General features: G+C 65.3%; 14 protein-coding genes. 5 read left to right on the top strand and 9 right to left on the bottom strand.

Annotation, left to right across the window (positions count from 1 at the left end):
• Positions 1-9 precede the first annotated feature (9 nt).
• Positions 10-1,629 carry a carboxylesterase/lipase family protein gene (locus D7S86_RS07045; protein ID WP_158601884.1) on the top strand — a complete coding sequence of 540 codons (1,620 nt, stop codon included), beginning with the start codon at positions 10-12 and terminating at the stop codon, positions 1,627-1,629.
• Between the two features lie 205 nt (positions 1,630-1,834).
• A complete protein-coding gene (gene hydA, locus D7S86_RS07040) occupies positions 1,835-3,286 on the top strand; it encodes a dihydropyrimidinase (RefSeq protein ID WP_121084903.1) in 1,452 nt (483 codons plus the stop codon).
• Positions 3,287-3,319: 33 nt separating this feature from the next.
• On the opposite strand, the gene D7S86_RS07035 is transcribed toward hydA, so the two are convergent.
• From D7S86_RS07035 to D7S86_RS07015, 5 genes are all read right to left on the bottom strand, one after another.
• Entirely contained in the window at positions 3,320-3,973 is a 654-nt protein-coding gene (locus tag D7S86_RS07035) for a 2OG-Fe(II) oxygenase (protein WP_240648025.1), read from the bottom strand.
• Positions 3,970-5,052: a bifunctional DNA-binding transcriptional regulator/O6-methylguanine-DNA methyltransferase Ada gene (ada, locus tag D7S86_RS07030; RefSeq protein ID WP_121084901.1), complete on the bottom strand. Its 1,083-nt coding sequence runs from the start codon at positions 5,050-5,052 to the stop codon at positions 3,970-3,972. Before ada ends, D7S86_RS07035 begins: the two co-directional genes overlap by 4 nt.
• 126 nt (positions 5,053-5,178) lie before the next feature.
• Positions 5,179-5,895, bottom strand: a complete 717-nt coding sequence (locus D7S86_RS07025) for a 2OG-Fe(II) oxygenase (protein WP_121085265.1) — start codon at positions 5,893-5,895, stop codon at positions 5,179-5,181.
• 114 nt (positions 5,896-6,009) lie between these two features.
• Positions 6,010-6,321: a hypothetical protein gene (locus tag D7S86_RS07020; RefSeq protein WP_121084899.1), complete on the bottom strand. Its 312-nt coding sequence runs from the start codon at positions 6,319-6,321 to the stop codon at positions 6,010-6,012.
• Between the two features lie 51 nt (positions 6,322-6,372).
• The gene (locus D7S86_RS07015) at positions 6,373-9,078 is read right to left on the bottom strand and encodes an autotransporter family protein (RefSeq protein WP_121084897.1); all 2,706 of its coding nucleotides are present in this window, start codon (positions 9,076-9,078) and stop codon (positions 6,373-6,375) included.
• 171 nt (positions 9,079-9,249) lie between these two features.
• On the opposite strand from D7S86_RS07015, the gene D7S86_RS29015 reads away from it, so the two are divergent.
• Entirely contained in the window at positions 9,250-11,148 is a 1,899-nt protein-coding gene (locus tag D7S86_RS29015; RefSeq protein ID WP_158601883.1) for a sensor histidine kinase, read from the top strand.
• Positions 11,133-11,831: a response regulator transcription factor gene (locus D7S86_RS06995; RefSeq protein WP_121084893.1), complete on the top strand. Its 699-nt coding sequence runs from the start codon at positions 11,133-11,135 to the stop codon at positions 11,829-11,831. Before D7S86_RS29015 ends, D7S86_RS06995 begins: the two co-directional genes overlap by 16 nt.
• Positions 11,832-11,934: 103 nt before the next feature.
• On the opposite strand, the gene pobA is transcribed toward D7S86_RS06995, so the two are convergent.
• Entirely contained in the window at positions 11,935-13,119 is a 1,185-nt protein-coding gene (pobA, locus tag D7S86_RS06990; RefSeq protein WP_121084891.1) for a 4-hydroxybenzoate 3-monooxygenase, read from the bottom strand.
• Between the two features lie 195 nt (positions 13,120-13,314).
• Here pobA and D7S86_RS06985 point away from each other — a divergent pair, with 195 nt between their 5' ends.
• Positions 13,315-14,187, top strand: coding sequence for a helix-turn-helix domain-containing protein (locus D7S86_RS06985; RefSeq protein WP_121084889.1), 873 nt, complete (start codon positions 13,315-13,317; stop codon positions 14,185-14,187).
• A gap of 43 nt (positions 14,188-14,230) precedes the next feature.
• Here D7S86_RS06985 and D7S86_RS06980 read toward each other — a convergent pair whose 3' ends face one another.
• From D7S86_RS06980 to D7S86_RS06970, 3 genes are read right to left on the bottom strand one after another with little or no spacing between them, the layout of a single operon-like run.
• Positions 14,231-15,037, bottom strand: a complete 807-nt coding sequence (locus tag D7S86_RS06980) for an aldolase/citrate lyase family protein (protein ID WP_121084887.1) — start codon at positions 15,035-15,037, stop codon at positions 14,231-14,233.
• 12 nt (positions 15,038-15,049) lie between these two features.
• Entirely contained in the window at positions 15,050-15,898 is an 849-nt protein-coding gene (hpaH, locus tag D7S86_RS06975; RefSeq protein WP_121084885.1) for a 2-oxo-hept-4-ene-1,7-dioate hydratase, read from the bottom strand.
• On the bottom strand, positions 15,895-16,296 hold the full coding sequence (locus D7S86_RS06970; protein WP_121084883.1) for a 5-carboxymethyl-2-hydroxymuconate Delta-isomerase: 402 nt from the start codon (positions 16,294-16,296) through the stop codon (positions 15,895-15,897). The genes hpaH and D7S86_RS06970 overlap by 4 nt, the downstream gene beginning before the upstream one ends.
• Positions 16,297-16,301: the final 5 nt, after the last annotated feature.

Below are 16,301 nucleotides of genomic sequence, written 5' to 3'. Positions count from 1 at the left end.
ATCCCGATCATGTCAAACCTGTTGAACGCGGCCGCGCGGCGCCGCTTGATGAACCGCTTCGTTCGCCCGCGCACGTCCTTCGTGGCGAGCCTTGCCGCGGGCTGCCTCGCGGCGGCGTGTGCCGCGGCGCCCCTGAGCGCCTCGGCGGTCGAGGTCACGATCGGCGACGGCGCGCTGAGCGGCGGCACCGACAACGGCATCGCGGTCTTCAAGGCCATTCCGTACGCGGCGCCGCCGGTCGGCGCGCTGCGCTTCGCGCCGCCCCGGCCGGTCGAGCCTTGGCAAGGCGTGCGCGACGCGACGCACGACGCGCCGGCCTGCGCGCAACCCGCGACGGGCGATCCCGCCGGCCGCGCGAGCGAGAACGAGGACTGCCTCTACCTGAACGTCTTCACGGCGGCGCTCCAGAAGCCGCCGCGCCCCGTGATGGTCTGGATTCACGGCGGCGGCTGGCAGGAAGGCTATGCGGGCGCGAGCCAGTACGATCCTTCGGCGCTGATCCATGAAGGCAATATCGTCGTGGTCAGCATCGATTACCGGCTCGGGCCGCTGGGACTCATGGCGCTGCCGTCGCTCGACAGCGCGGACGCCTTGTCCGGCAACCAGTTGATTCGCGATCAGGTCGCCGCGCTGCGATGGGTTCAGAAGAACATCGCGGCATTCGGCGGCGATCCGGCGCGCGTGACCGTGGCCGGCGAGTCCGCCGGCGCGAATTCGGTGCTCGCGCTGCTCGCCGTGCCGCAGGCGCAGGGCCTGTTCCAGCGCGCGATCGTGCAGAGCGGCGTCGACGACGCGCACGTCTATTCGCGCCCGACGGCGTACGCCGCCAGCGAAAAGCTCGCGCAGGATCTCGGCTGCCCCGCGGGCGATCAGCAAGCCGCGTGTCTGCGCGCGCTGCCGGTGGCCGCCATCATCAAGGGCTGGCGCAAGCTGCATCTCGTGCAGGATCCGCAGGTGCTGCCGATCGACCCGTACGCCGCCTTCGCGCAGGGCACGTTTATCCGCGTCCCGGTGCTGGCCGGCACCAATCTCCACGAGGACTATCTGTTCGCCTCGGGACAGGAAGCGCAGCTGAACCGCAAGCTCAACGCGAGCGACTACGTCGCGGGGCTCGACGCGCTTTACGATCCTGCGCTCTCCAAAGCCGCGCAGACGCTGTATCCGATCGACAAGCACGGGTCGCCGGCCGCCGCGCTCGGCGACGCCATCAGCGATATGCGCTTCTCGTGCTACGTGGACATGGCGCGCCGGGATCTGTCGCGCTTCACGCCCGTGTTCGGCTACGAACTCGACCAGCCCGATCCGCCGCAGCAGCAGCCGCGCAAGACGTGGTCGCTGCCGAACACGTCGTATCACACGAGCGATCTCGGCTATCTGTTCGACAACGCGAACGGCCCGCTGCAAGGCAAGGACGAGGCGCTCGCGCGGCAAATGCGCGCGTACTGGATTCATTTCGTCCTCGACGGGAATCCGAACGTGTCCGAGCTGCCGCATTGGCCCGCGTTCACGGACGCGCATCCACGCGTGTTGCGGCTCTCGACGCACGGCGGCATCTCGAACGATTTCGCCGAGCGCCACCAATGCGTCGCGGACATGGACGCCGGTCTGGTCACGCATAGCTGGCCTTGATCGAACGCGCGCGCCGCCTCGCGCGGCGCGCGATGCATCGATATGCGCGACGACGGCACGCGCCGGTTTGACGCACATGTCTGAGGCACGTGTCTGAGGCACTTATTTGACACGCTCATCGGACACGCTCATCGGACACAAATTATTGACGCGATTTATGGGTTGGTAAGGTAGGCGTCGTTGTGGACTCCACGCGTCAATCACGATGCCGACACCCCCGCCTTTCGATCTTGTCATTCGCCGCGCGCAGGTCGCGACGGCCAGCGATACCTTCCTCTCGGACATCGGCATCGTCGATGGCCGCATCACGCAGATGGGCCTCGCGCTCGGTCCGGGCGCGCGTGAAATCGACGCGCGGGGCCGCGTCACGACGCCCGGCGGCATCGACGCGCACTGCCATCTCGATCAGCCGATCGCGCCGCCCGCGCGCATGGCCGACGATTTCGAATCCGGCACGCGCTCGGCCGCGTGCGGCGGCACGACGACCGTCATTCCCTTCGCCGCCCAACTCAAGGGACAGTCGCTGCGCGCCGCCGTCGACGACTACCACCGGCGCGCGCACGGGCGCGCGAGCATCGACTACGGCTTCCATATCATCGTGACGGACCCGACGCCGGAGATCGTCGCGCGCGAACTCCCCGAGCTCATCGCGCAAGGCTACACGTCGTTCAAGATCTACATGACCTACGACGACATGAAGCTCGACGACGGCCAGATCCTGCGGCTGCTCGCCGTGGCGCGCGAACACGGCGCGATGGCGATGATTCATGCGGAAAACAGCGAGTGCATCGCGTGGCTCACCGAAAGCCTGCTCGATGCGGGGCTGACCGCGCCGCGCTACCATGCGACCTCGCGTCCGATGCTCGTCGAACGCGAAGCCACCCACCGCGCGATCAGTCTCGCCGAACTCGTCGACGTGCCCATGCTGCTCGTCCACGTATCGGCGCGCGAGGCCGTCGAGCAGATTCAATGGGCGCGCCAGCGCGGACTCAAGATCCTGTCCGAAACCTGCCCGCAGTATCTGTTTCTGACGGCCGACGATCTCGGCACGGACGACGCCTATGACGGCGCGCGTTGCGTGTGCAGCCCGCCGCCGCGCGACGCGGCGAGCCAGCAGGCGATCTGGACCGCGCTCGCCGACGGCACGTTCACGGTCTTCTCGTCCGACCACGCACCGTTCCTGTTCGACAGTCCCGAAGGCAAGAAGCCCAACGGCGAGGAAGCCGCGTTTCCGTACATCCCGAACGGCATCCCGGGCCTCGAAACGCGCCTGCCCTTGCTCTATTCGGAAGGCGTGATGACCGGGAGACTGTCGATTCATCGCTTTGTCGAGCTGACCTCGACGAATCCCGCGAAGACCTATGGCCTGCATCCGCGCAAAGGCACGATCGCGATCGGCTCCGACGCGGACCTCGTGATCTGGGACGAACATCCGGACGCGCCGATCCGCGTGACCAACGCGATGCTGCATCACGCGGTCGACTACACGCCATACGAGGGCCGCATGCTCGACTGCTGGCCCGCGTACACGATCGCGGGCGGCCGGGTCGTCTGGGACGGGCACGGCTTTCTCGGCACGCCCGGCCAGGGCCGCTTTCTCGCGCGCGGTCTGCCGACGCTGATTCCCCGCAAAGCCGGTCGCCGCGCCGCGCGCTGACGCGCATGACGCTCATGCATGGGCCCCGCAGCGCTAGGCGCGTGCGTACCCGTTGTGAAACGTCCATTCGATGCCGACACGCCGGCCCGCATGCACGCGGCTGATCGCGTGCTTGAGATTGACGCGGTAGTACCCGTTCGCGCCTTTGCACGGGCGCTGTGCGGTCGCGATGACAGCGGCGTCGCCGAGCCGCATCGGCACGACGATCGGACGCGACTGCATGCGCGGGCGCTGCTCCGTCATCACGAATTCGCCGCCCGTGAAATCGACACCCGGCTCGGACAACACGGCGACGATCTGCAAGGGGAACACGTGTTCGCCCTCGTTGCATTGATGAAGCGCCACATGTTCGCCGGCGCTCAGACGGTACGCGTGAGACAGCGGCCGCATCTGCCCCGCTCGTCTATTGCAGGCGAGAAAAGCGTCCCACTCCGGCGGATACCGGCCGTCGATCCCGAGCAGCGCCTGCCAGCGGTTCGCCACGGCAGCCAGATGCCGATAGAACGTCGTGCCCCAGTCATCGAGCGGCGCGGGACAAACAGCGTCGATCCGGCACGCAAGCTCGCGCGCGGCGATCGCATCGAGCAGACCGGGCAGCACGGCATAGCCTTCCGCGTCGAGTTGCGAAGCGATATCGGCCCAATCGAGACGGGCGATGCGTGCGATACGGGCATGCGATGCGCTCACGCCCCGTCTCCCGATGCGATCGCGGCTTCGCGACGCAGCAACGCACGCTTTCGATCGACGCCCCAACGGTAGCCGGACAGATCGCCGTCGCGCCGCACGACGCGATGACACGGTATCGCGACGGCGAGCAGGTTGGCGCCGCAGGCCTGGGCCACGGCGCGCACGGCTTTCGGCGCACCGATGCGCTCGGCGATGTCCGCATAGCTCACGGTCGCGCCCGGCGGAATCTCGCGCAGCGCGCGCCATACGCGCTCCTGAAAGGCCGTCCCGCGCACGTCCAGAGGCAGGTTCAGGCCGATCGACGGTGCTTCGACAAACCCGACGACCTGCGCAACGCGTTGCTCGAACGTGTCATCGCCGCCGATCAAATGGGCCTTCGGAAATTGATCCTGGAGATCGCGCACGAGCGCATCCGGATCGTCGCCGAGCAGAATCGCGCAGATGCCGCGCTGGCTTTCGGCCACGAGTATCGCGCCAAGCGCGCACTGCCCCACGGCAAAGCGGATGACCGCGCCCGCGCCGCCCGCCCGATAGTCGCGCGCACGCATGCCCAGCAAGTGCTCGGAGGCTTCGTAGAAGCGGCTGTTCGAGTTGAAGCCGGCCTCGTAGATCGCGTCGGTCACGGAGGCGTTCGGCACGCTCAATTCCTCGCGCAGCTTGCGCGCGCGCGAGGCCGAAGCGTAGGCCTTCGGCGTCAGCCCCGTTTCGGCCTTGAACAGGCGATGGAAATGAAACGGACTCATGCCGATGTCCGCGGCGAGATCGTCGAGCGGAGGCGGCGTCTGCGACGCCTCGATCAGACGACACGCGCGCGCGACGACGGCGGCGCGTTCCGCGGCCGCGTGCGTCCGATCGCCCTGCGTGCGGCGGCTCGGACGATAACCCGCGGCTTCGGCGGCTTGCGCCGTATCGAAGAACGCGACGTTCTCGCGCTTGGGCAGCCGCGCGGTCGAACTCGGCTGGCAATACACGCCCGTGGTGCGCACGGCGTAGACGAATCGGCCGTCGGCCGCGGCATCGCGCGCCCGCACCGCGTCCCAGCGCGCGTCGTCGGTTTCGTAGTCGGCAGTCGTATTCATGGCGAGCATCCTGAAAGCATTCATCACAGCGCCAGAATACGCAGGACTTCATCCGCAAGCACTCCGATTCTTGCGATCCAAATCGGCCGGCTCGGCGCCGGGATCAAACAGCGCTTCGCTCGCCGCTCACCGTGCATCGTGAAAAATCAGGCCGACCGTATGACGCCGGCCGCTATGCACGCGGCTGACGCCATGCCGCATCGCGGATCGCCGAATGCCGCGCTGGCCCATCGCGGGTCGCTGATCGACGGCGAAGACGACGGCATCGCCCTTGCGCAGCGCGATCACGTCGGCGCGTTGCGTCGTCGTCGAGCGGTCCGTCATGACGAACTCGCCGCCCGTGAAATCCTCGCCGGGCTCGGACAGCAGGATCGCGACCTGCAACGGAAACACGTGTTCGCCGTAGAGGTCCTGGTGCAGGCAGTTGTAATCGCCCGCGCCATATTCGAGGATCAGCGGCGTCGGCCGGTGCTGGCCGGCCGCATGGCATCGATCGAGAAACGCGTCGAGCGCTTCGGGGTACCGCACCGCCATGCCGAGTTGCGCGCACCAACGATTGGCGATCGGCACGAGCCGCGCATAGAGCGCATGCCGCAAGGCATCGAGCAGCGGCGGCAGCGGATACGCGAAGTACTGGTATTCGCCGCGCCCGAAGCCGTGACGCGCCATCACGACGCGTGAGCGAAAGCCTTCGCTTCGCGCATACAAGGCGGCAAGCGCCTCGCATTGCGCGGCGTTCAGCAGGCGGGCCAGCACGGCATGTCCGTCGGCGTCGAGCGCCAGCCCGATCCGTGTCCAGTCGTCATCTGCGGGCCCTATCAGGTCCTCGTGTGCCGCCTTCATATTCATTGCGTCCGCGCCTCGGTATTCGGACGATCGCATCAGGATGACGCGACGACCCGGTCTTCAGCATAGGCGGCGGCACGCTTGCCGACACTCCGATTCTTGCTGCGCGAATCAATCGGCTATCCGGACCGGGGTCGCGGCGCACGCGACGAGATAGTCGTGGACGATATGCGCCGCCGCGAAGGCCCGACGCGCTTCGAGCCGCGCCACGAGCATCTCGAGGAACACGCCGAGATCGTCGGCGCCATGCTTGCGCATGAAATCGGCGACGACTTCATGCATCGCCGCGACGCGGCTTTCGGGCTGGAGCGCCGACGCGATATACGCGCCGCCGCGCGCCAATTCGAGCGCGAACAGATCGAGATAGACGCCGTGCGACTTCGGCGCCGTTTTGCGGCGCGTCGTCCGCTTCGAGGGGTTCAAGGTTTCAGGGGCTTCAGATGCGTTGACGTCTTCCGATCGGGTTCGCGGAGATTAAAATTGCTCGCGCACGCGCACGCTCAAGGCCTGGGAAAAATAGGACGAAGCGGCTTGCACGTCATAACGCAGCGCAACGCTCAAGGTATCGCTGCGGAGCAGATCGGCGCCGAGATGGATGTCCGCGACATCGCGCGCCGGTGTCGCGCCCATCACCATGAAGCCCGTCTCCCCGCTCGTATCGGCCGCGTAGCTCGCGATCGTCGATGGGCGGCCGTTGTTGTATTGATGCGTCCACAGCAGCTCGGCGAACGGCACGAGATCGCCCGCGTGCGTGGCAATCTGCGTATCGAGCTTGGCGCCGAGACTGCTGCGCAGCGCATCCGCATGCGCGCCGTCGACCGCCAGGGCCGCGCCGTTGCCGCCGCTCTCCGTATAAGCGTCCTGGATCTGGGCGCTATAGCTCAATGCGGCGATCGGCGTCACCACATAGTCTTTCGGCAACGCGATCGGGTAGCCGTACTCGGCGCGCGCCACATATTGCGAGCCGTCGAACTGTCCTTCGGCATCGCCCGAGAACCCGGCGAACGACACCAGCCGCGACGTCCGATACTTCTGCAGCGTCGCGCTGGCCGACAGATTCACATACCAGGGGTCGCCGCTATAGCTCGCATAACCGATCCATCCGTACGAATCGACATGGGCGCTGTCGCCCGTCTCGTCGTCGGATCCGTACACGGCCGTGTTGCTGTACGCGAATGCGCCGCCGGCCCGCCACCGATCGCCGATGCGGCGGTCGGCCCCGAGCATCAAGCCGCCGTACGTCGACGTATAGCCGCTGACGGCATCGTACGTGCCGCCGTCCACCGTGCCTTGATCGGCATGACCGCCGTAGAACTGGCCCCACGCCGCCCAGTTCGCGGGACCGTCTCCCGTCGAAATGCCGCTACCTGACGACGCGTAGCGCAGCGCGTCGACATGCGTGTTCACGACGTTCAACGCATCGAGCGTGGCCATCGACGTCGCGTTGCCGGCGCTGAAGTTCTGCGTAGGCGCGAGTTCGGCGCCGACGTGGTTGGCCTGCGCGGTGCTCCCGATACCCAACGACGCATCGTAGAGTTCGAGCAGACCCGCCTGAATGCCGCTGTAACGCTGCAATCCGGTCAGCGTGGCTGTCGCGATCTGCGTGGTCGGCGCCGTCCCCGCCGGGCGACCCGACAGGCTCAGCACAAGTGCCTCGTTCGCGCCGTCCGCCTGCGGCGCGGCCGTCACGATGCCCGCGAAGCCCGACGCGGTGAACGTGCCGCCCGTCGTATCGAACGTCGAATTGCCGTTGCCTTCGATCACGACGAAGCGTTGGCCGGACGCGAACGCATACGCCGTGCTCGTCAATTTGACCGAGGCCCCGCTCTCGAACGTGACCTGGCCCGTCACGTCGATCCGGCCATATCCGGTATCGCTCTGGATATTGCCGTCGGCGGTGACGGTATGCGCGACGTTGCTCGTCAAGGTCCCCGACGACGTCTGCACATAATCGCCGTCGATCGTGATCAGATTGCTCACGGCAAGATTGCCCGAGTTCGTGACCGCGTAGCTGCCGACGTTGACGTTGTCGTTGAGCAGGATATTGCCGCTGCCGAAGTCGAGATTCGACATCGTGTTCGTGATCGTGCCGATCGCGCCCGTGCTCGTGTCGTAGCCGGTCAGCGTGCCGAAGACCCCGGCCGTCGTCGAGCCCGTGATGGTCAGCGGATTCGACGACACGTTGGCGATATTGCCCGCGATCAGACCGCTATTGGCGATCGCGCCGATCGTGCCGCCGTTGTTGTAGATCGCGTAGCCCGGGCCGCTGATCGTGCCCGCATGTGCGTTATCGATCAGCGTGATCGAGCCGTCGTTGTAGATGCCGTTCCCCGAACTCGACGTGATGAGCCCGCTGTTGGCGATCGTGCCGAATGTCGCCCCGTATATCCCGACCACGCTGTTGGCGATCCCATTCGCGCCGCCCGTGATCGTGCCCGTGTTCGTCAGCGTCCCGATCACGCCGCCCCAGTTGTAGACGCCGTTGCTGCCGCCCGAAATCGTGCCCTTGTTCGTCACGGTGGTGATCGTCCCGCCGTTGCGCAGCCCCGAGTCACCCTGCGTGGATTCGATCGTGCCGGTGTTGATCACCGTATCGATCGTGCTGCCGGGGTCGGAATTGATGATGCCGTAGATGCCGCCTGAAAGCGTTCCGCTGTTGGTCAGCGTGCCGATGTGACCGCTGAGCTCGTTCTGGATTCCGTATTCCGTCCCGGTGATGATGTTGCCGTTGGTCAGCGTCGTGATCGTGCCGTCGCTGTCGATCGCGTAGGACCCGCCGATCGTGCCGTTGTTGAGCAACGTGCCGACCGTGCCCCCGGAGACGCTGACGCCGATGTTGCTGCCGCCGGCCACCGAGCCGCCTTCATCGACTTCGATATTCGTCGTGGTCCCCGATTGCACGGAGAGGCTGCCGCTGACCGTGCCCGAACCGACCACCATGTCGGCGCGCGCCCACGGCGCGGCGAGCGAACCCAATACGACCATCGCGCTCTGGACCGCATAGACCAGCGGCTTGCGACTCGGTCGCCAGCGTGATCGCCGCGCCTCGCGCGCGGTCGTTCGCGTGATCGTTCGCGTGATCGTTATTTCATGCGCGCGCGCTGCCCCCGATATCGCCCCGTCACGGTCAAGGCCGCGCTCAAGACGACGCTTGCGCGCGGTGATGTCAAAGCGGTTCATGTGTACCCCGTTTGGCCTGTTTCGCACTTGTTTTTGGATTGCTCGCGGCAGGCTAGCAAACGGGTTGCGCCAATCCCTTCAGAACCCTTCAGAACGCGTCAGGCGCGCCGAAAATGCAACAATGACGCGCGCGCATGCCCGCCTGGAATCGGCCCTGACATACTTCCTCGGATGAAAAACACCGCTTTTTTCCGTGTCTTAGCGATCGTCGTGCTGATCGTCGGTATGCAGTGGGGCGGTCCGGCCCGCGCGCGGACCGGCGCATGCGCAGCTGTTTGCGATCTCGGCGTGCTCGCGGATCCGCGCGGCGTGCTGACCATCGACGACGTCAGCCGACCTGATCGCGCGCGTGAATTTATTCCGGCGCCGCATGGATTTTCGGCGGGTTATACGCGCACGGTCCATTGGCTGCGCTTCACGCTTGCCGCGCCCGCGGCGTCGCAGGACGGCAGCCGCCACCTGCTCGTCGAGTTCTATCCCCCCTATCTCGACGACTTGCAGGTCTTTATCCCGCGCGCGGACGGACGAGGCTTCGATCGCTTCGTACACGGCGATCGGCAACCGTTTACCTCGCGCGTCATCCCATACCGCTCGTTCGTGCAGCCCGTGGATTTCGCCGACGACACGCCGATCGAGGTCTATGTCCGGCTGCAAACCACGAGCAGCTCGATGATCGCGATCGACGCGCGCACGCCGGCCGAATTTCTCGCTAAATCCACCGCCGAATACGCGGGCCTCGGCTTGTTTTTCGGCGTGCTGGCCGTGGCGCTGCTGGTCAATCTCCGCTATGCGTTCAACGGGGATCCGCTGCAACGCGCGTTCGTGATCCACCTCGCCACAGCCCTCTACATGCTGCTAAGCATCCACGGGCTCTTTGCCGAATATGTGTTCCGGAACTCGGCGTTCTGGGCGGATCGTTCGCTCTCGGTCGGCGCGATGCTCGTCGTGAGTTCGAACACGTATTTCTACAGCAAAGCCCTGCAGATCGATCGCGCGGCGCGCTGGATGCGGATCCTCTATCGCGTCGTGTTCTGCTTAGGCATCGCGTCCGTGCCTTCGGTGTTTGTCGACCTGTTTCCCGAGATGCAGCGCATCCTGATCTGCGGCGCGACGCTCGTGCTGTTCGCAGGCATGTGGCGCAGCGTGCAGTTGTTCGAGCACAGGGCCTGGGGCAGCGCGCTGATCATGGTGGCGCTGCTGTGCAGTCTGCTCGGCGCGTCGGCCACGACCTTGACCTTGCTCGGTCTGCTTCCGGGTCAGTTCTGGCTCATCAACAGTTATACGATCAGCACGCTGGGCACGCTCTTCGCGCTGCAAGCGTACTTCATGCTGCAGACGCGGCTGAACAAGGCCCGTCTGATCGAAGCCCAGATGGAAGCGGTGCGCGCGAGCTCGGTACTCGAAGCCGAACGCGCGTCGAAGGACGCGCAAAGCCGTTTTCTCGCGATGCTCACACACGAACTCCGCGCGCCGTTGTCGGCGCTTCGGCTCTGTCTCGCGGGACTGCCCAAGGCAGGCAATTTACGGCGCTATGCGGAAGCCGCCGTCGTGCAGATCGATACGGTGATCGAGCGATGCGATCTCGCGTCGCGTTTCGACGACGGCAAGCTCGCCGTCGCGAAGACCTGGTGCGCGCTTCACGAACTCGTCAGCGATGTGCTCGTTCAGCGTCCGCATGGCGAGCGAATCGCGTTCGATCACGACTACGACCCGTCGATCGTCATGCAAAGCGATCCGGCGCTGCTGAAAACGATCCTCGACAACCTGACCGGCAATGCGCTCAAATATTCGCCGCCGGACACGCCGATTCTTCTCACGGCCCATCGCCAGATACGAGACGCGCAACAAGGCGTCTGCATTCGCGTCGAGAATCAGATTGCCGGTCCCGCGATGCGTCCGAATCCGGAACGCGTGTTCAGCAAATACTATCGAGCGCCGCTGGCGCAGCGCAGTACGGGATCGGGGCTCGGTCTGTACATCGCGCGCGGCATGAGCGCCTTGCTCGGCGGCGATATTCGCTATATTTCCGACCAACCGAACGTCATCTTCGAAGTATGGATTCCGGCCTGAACATCCTCGTCATTGAAGATCACGATCTGCTCCGCGCGGTCGTCGTCGAAACCTTGTCCGCCCAGGGACATCGCGTCGCCGCGCTCGAAAGCGTCGAGGCCGTCGAGTCGCATACGGCCACCGATCGTTACGACCTCGTCGTCCTCGACTTGCAACTGCCCGGCGAAGACGGTTTGTCGTATGCGCAGCGGCTGCGCCGTCATCAGCCGGGGATCGGCATCATCATGATGACGGCGCGCGGGCTCACGCAGGAAAAATGCGCGGGATACGAGAGCGGCGCCGACATCTACCTGACGAAGCCCGTCGAGCCCGACGAACTCTGTGCGGCCGCGCAGGCCGTCGGGCGGCGCGTCAGACAAGCGACGCAATTCGCCGCGCCGTGCCTCGACCGGCAACGGATGACGCTGACGGGCACCGACGGGATCGCGATCCCGCTATCGAGTCTCGAAGCGCGGATGTTGTCCGCGTTGATCCTCGCGCCCGGCCAGCGGCTCGAGAACTGGCAGCTCGTCGAATTGCTCGGCAAATCGGTCGATGCGTATAGCAAAGCGGCGTTGGAACTGCATATCGTCCGCCTGCGCAAGAAACTCGGCCAGCTCGGCGAAGCGTCCGCGCATGCGCACTCGATTCAAGCGATACGCGGCTGGGGGTATCAGTTGTGCGTGCCCTTGGTCCTCGCCTGACGGTCCTCGCCTGACCGCACAAGCGCGCGATTCTCGGCCTTATTTCTCGGCCATATCGGTCCGTTGCGCCCGCACACCCCCTCATTCACAGATCACCGCGGCATCACTCGATCGGCTCGTACGGCAAGCCGACGTAGTTTTCCGCGATCGTCTTGAGGCCCGCGTCCGACGTCGTGTAGTAGTCGTAGTCGGTGCGCTGCATGCGTCGGTCGAACGCGTCGCGTTCCGTGAACTCGTGCAGGAGATTCGTCATGAACCACGAGAACCGTTCGGCCTTCCACACGCGGCGCAGTGCGATCGGCGAATACTTGTCGAGAAGATCGACGCGGCCGTCGCGATAGACGCGCGTCAGGATCCGATACAGCGTGCTGACGTCGCTCGCCGCGAGATTGAGGCCTTTCGCGCCGGTCGGCGGCACGATATGCGCCGCATCGCCGACGAGAAACAGCTTGCCGTACTGCATCGGCTCGACGACGTAGCTGCGCAGCGGCGCGATGCTCTTTTCGAGCGACGGACCCGTGACCACCTTGTCGGCGACGTCCTTCGGCAGACGCGTCTTGAGCTCTTCCCAGAAGCGGTCGTCGGACCAGTCCTCGACTTTCTCGGTCAAGGGTACTTGCAGGTAATACCGGCTGCGCACCATCGAACGCTGGCTGCAGAGCACGAAGCCGCGCTCGTGATGCGCGTAGATCAGCTCGTGATTGACCGGCGGCGTGTCCGACAGCAGACCGAGCCAGCCGAACGGATAAACGCGCTCGTAGTGCGTGAGCACTTCCGCCGGGATCGTCTTGCGCGACACGCCATGAAATCCGTCGCAGCCCGCGATGTAATCGCAGTCGAGACGCACCGTCTCGCCGTTCTTTTCGAACGTGACATAGGGCGCGTCGCCCTTCACGTCGTGCAGCTGAACATTGGATGCTTCGTAGACCGTCGTCGCGCCGCGCGCCTCGCGCGCGGCCATCAGATCGCGCGTCACTTCGGTCTGGCCGTAGACGAGCACCGTCGAACCGCCCGTCAGCGCCTTGAGATCGATCCGGTCACGGCGCCCGCCGAAGACGAGTTCGATGCCGTCGTGAACCAGCCCTTCGGCATCCATGCGCTCGCTGACGCCCGCTTCGCGCATCAGGTCGACGGTGCCCTGTTCGAGCACGCCCGCGCGGATCCGGCTCAGCACGTATTCGCCGCTCTGGCGCTCGACGATGACGTTGTCGATGCCGGCCTTGTGCAGCAGTTGTCCCAGCAGCAAACCGGACGGCCCGGCGCCGATAATCGCTACGCGCGTTTTCATGATCGATGTCTCCTGTATCCCGCTACGGCGTGGCCTTTCTGTTTCGCTCGTCCGAGCCGCATCATTGTCGCCACGATTGAATTGTATTTTTCTGGAAATCGTCGGCGCTGATAAGGCAATTTCTTCGATTAAAATTGCACTTTTCAAAAGCCGCATCAAAAGCCGCATACGGGCCGAACGATCGGAGACGGACCCATGAACCCCTCGGCACAGCACGATATCCCCGTCTTCAAGCTCTACGGAGAAGGACCGGACTGGAGCACGCTCGATTTGCTGCACTGCGAGTCGATCCCCGAGCGAAGCAGCCTGCACGATTGGGAGATCCGACGGCACCGGCACGCGGACCTCACGCAGTTTCTGTACGTTCAGAAAGGCGTCGCCGAGGTCGAAATCGAGGGCGAGAAGACGCGCATCGACACGCCGTCCGTCCAGGTCGTGCCGCCGATGTGCGTGCACGGCTTCCATTTTTCCCCGGAAGTCGACGGGTACGTGATCACGATCGCCGCGCCGCTCTTGAACTGGCTCCAGCAGCAGATCGACGCGCCGCGCCGCGTGCTCGACGAGCCGGCCTGTTACGCGGTCGGCGACGATCTGCCCTTGCTCGATATGCTCTGCGGCAAGCTGAACCACGAGTACCGTCTGCCCGCTGCGTCGCGAGACCTGATGCTGCGCTCACTCGTGAGCGCGCTCGTCGTCTGGGTCAGCCGCCAGGATCGGCCCGGCGAGGAACGGGGCGACCCGCAGGATCGCGGTCGCGCCCATGTGAAGGCCTTCTACGCGCTGATCGAGCAGCATTATCGTGACCACCTGCCGATCAGCCGCTATGCCGAACGCCTCGGCGTGACGCCCGTGTACCTGAATATGGTGTGCCAGCGCATCGCAGGCAAAAGCGCGCTCGCGCTCGTGCATCAGCGCGTGCTGCTCGAAGCGAAGCGCAGCCTCACCTATACGTCGCTCAATATCAATCAGGTTTCCGATTTTCTCGGCTTTACCGAACCCGCGTATTTCACGCGCTTTTTCAAGCGGTTCACGGGTGTCACACCCAACGCGTTTCGCAAGCGCGGGTAAGGACGCGCGGCGCGAACGAGATGACCGCGCGCCACGGGTCCGCTCAATACGTCGCGCCGGGCGCGCGCGGCGGCAACTGCGGCAACGTCTCCTTGAATTGCCGCGCGAGCTGACGCGTGGTCTGCGCAAGCAGCATCGTGTCCACACCGACCGCGCAGAACGTGACGCCGCATTCGAGATACGTGCGCGCAAGCGCCGGATCCGCGCACAGAATGCCCGCCGCCTTGCCGCGCGCCACGATCTTCGCGATCGCCGCCCGGATCCGTTCGATCACGGCAGGGTGTCCGGGCTGGCCGAGATACCCGAGGGCCGCCGACAGATCGGACGGTCCGATGAAGAAGCCGTGCACGCCGTCGACGTCGAGCATGGCGTCGAGATGGTCGAGTCCCTTCGCGGTCTCGATCTGCAGCAGCAGACACACGCTCGCATCCGCACGCGTGAAATAGTCGGGTATCGCGCCCCAGCGCGAGGCGCGCGCCGATGCGACGCCGCGGATGCCGTTCGGCGGATAACGCGTCGCGGCGACGAGGTCGCGCGCCTGCTGCGCGGTCTCGACGGACGGGATCAGCAAGGACTGCGCGCCGAGGTCGAGATACTGCTTGATCAGCACCGCGCTGCCTTCGGGCGGACGCACGACCGCATGGGTCGGATAGGCCTGCACCGCCTGCAGTTGCGCAAGGATGCGCGGCACGTCATTGGGCGCGTGCTCGCCATCGATCAGCAACCAGTCGTAACCGGCGCTCGCGACGATCTCGATCGCATAGGGGTCGGCGAAGCTCGTCCACAGGCCGATCTGCGTTCGGCCCGCGGCGAGCGCCGCCTTGAAGGGATTATCGAGCGTGAAGTCCATCGGGCCGTCCGCTTATGACAGGTGTTCGCGTTGCTTGCTTGAGCCCGTGGCTTCCGTGAAACGACACGCGATCGAACCGAGCGGCCCGTAATCGACATGGAAGGTATCGCCGGGACGCGCGGGAATCGGCGCGGTAAACGAGCCGCCGAGGATGATCTGCCCGGGCTCGAGTCCGACGCCGTGCGCATACAGCGTGTTCGCGAGCCACGCCGGCCCGTTGCCCGGATGATTGAGCACGGCGGCGGCCACGCCCGACTCCTCGATGACGCCGTTCCGATAGAGCACGGCGGCCACCCAGCGCAGGTCGACGTCGTCGGGTCGGATCGGTCTGCCGCCGAGGACGATGGCCGCATTGGCCGCGTTGTCGGAGATCGTATCGAACACCTTGCGCGTCACGCGCGTCTCGGGATCGATCTGCTGAATGCGCGCGTCGATGATTTCGAGCGCGGGCACCACGTAGTCGGTCGCATTGAGCACATCGAACAGCGTCACCTCGGGTCCGTACAAACGCGCCTTGAGAATGAACGCGAGTTCGACCTCGACGCGCGGCACGATCAAGCGTTCGAACGAGATCGCCGCGCCGTCGCTGTAGAGCATGTCGTCGAGCAGCACGCCGTAGTCGGGTTCGTCGATATTCGACGACCGCTGCATCGCGCGCGATGTGAGGCCGATCTTGTGACCGATGATCCGCCGCCCCGCCGCTACCTTGCGCTCGACCCAGGCGCGCTGGATCGCATAGGCATCGTCGATCGTGATGTCCGGGTAGGCGAGCGAGAACTGGCCGATCTGCGTGCGGGTCCGCTCGGCCGCGTCGAGCTGGTCCGCGAGCGTGCGGATGCGGGCTGAATCGAGCGTCGTCATGCGTGTCCCTGTGCCGTCTTCAAACGCGCATGAATCGTGTTGAATTTATAAGAGCCCTGCGCGCCGCCCTCTTCGACATACAACGACAACGCGAGCGGCCGCTGCTCGGCGAGCACATGAAAGTGCGCCTTGACGAGCTCGAACAATGCGTCGAAAAAACGCTGCTTGAACGCCGGATCGCGCCCTGGACCGATTTTCGTCGTGATGTGCACGAACGCGTCGTCGCCCTGACCATCGGCGATCACATAGTCGTCGAGACGGATCGCGCGCACGCGGATGCCGCCCGTCGGGAACACGCCGTCGGAATCGCGGAATTTCGCGGCCAGCGTGTCGAGCAAATCACGGATACGGGCCTCGGGGCCCAAATTGTTCGTATATTCGACGATGCAATGCGGCATCTTCG

The organism is Pararobbsia silviterrae, assembly GCF_003628125.1.
Classification (GTDB): domain Bacteria; phylum Pseudomonadota; class Gammaproteobacteria; order Burkholderiales; family Burkholderiaceae; genus Pararobbsia; species Pararobbsia silviterrae.
Note: the sequence above shows the minus strand (reverse complement) of the source record. Positions and strands in the feature narration are given on the sequence as shown.

Bases quoted from the DNA above. Each gene is read 5' to 3' on its own strand.
- D7S86_RS07045 (WP_158601884.1), top strand. From the start codon at position 10: ATGTCAAACCTGTTGAACGCGGCCGCGCGGCGCCGCTTGATGAACCGC.
- hydA (WP_121084903.1), top strand. From the start codon at position 1,835: ATGCCGACACCCCCGCCTTTCGATCTTGTCATTCGCCGCGCGCAGGTC.
- ada (WP_121084901.1), bottom strand. From the start codon at position 5,052: ATGAATACGACTGCCGACTACGAAACCGACGACGCGCGCTGGGACGCG.
- D7S86_RS07025 (WP_121085265.1), bottom strand. From the start codon at position 5,895: ATGAAGGCGGCACACGAGGACCTGATAGGGCCCGCAGATGACGACTGG.
- D7S86_RS07015 (WP_121084897.1), bottom strand. From the start codon at position 9,078: ATGAACCGCTTTGACATCACCGCGCGCAAGCGTCGTCTTGAGCGCGGC.
- D7S86_RS29015 (WP_158601883.1), top strand. From the start codon at position 9,250: ATGAAAAACACCGCTTTTTTCCGTGTCTTAGCGATCGTCGTGCTGATC.
- D7S86_RS06995 (WP_121084893.1), top strand. From the start codon at position 11,133: ATGGATTCCGGCCTGAACATCCTCGTCATTGAAGATCACGATCTGCTC.
- pobA (WP_121084891.1), bottom strand. From the start codon at position 13,119: ATGAAAACGCGCGTAGCGATTATCGGCGCCGGGCCGTCCGGTTTGCTG.
- D7S86_RS06985 (WP_121084889.1), top strand. From the start codon at position 13,315: ATGAACCCCTCGGCACAGCACGATATCCCCGTCTTCAAGCTCTACGGA.
- D7S86_RS06980 (WP_121084887.1), bottom strand. From the start codon at position 15,037: ATGGACTTCACGCTCGATAATCCCTTCAAGGCGGCGCTCGCCGCGGGC.
- hpaH (WP_121084885.1), bottom strand. From the start codon at position 15,898: ATGACGACGCTCGATTCAGCCCGCATCCGCACGCTCGCGGACCAGCTC.
- D7S86_RS06970 (WP_121084883.1), bottom strand. From the start codon at position 16,296: ATGCCGCATTGCATCGTCGAATATACGAACAATTTGGGCCCCGAGGCC.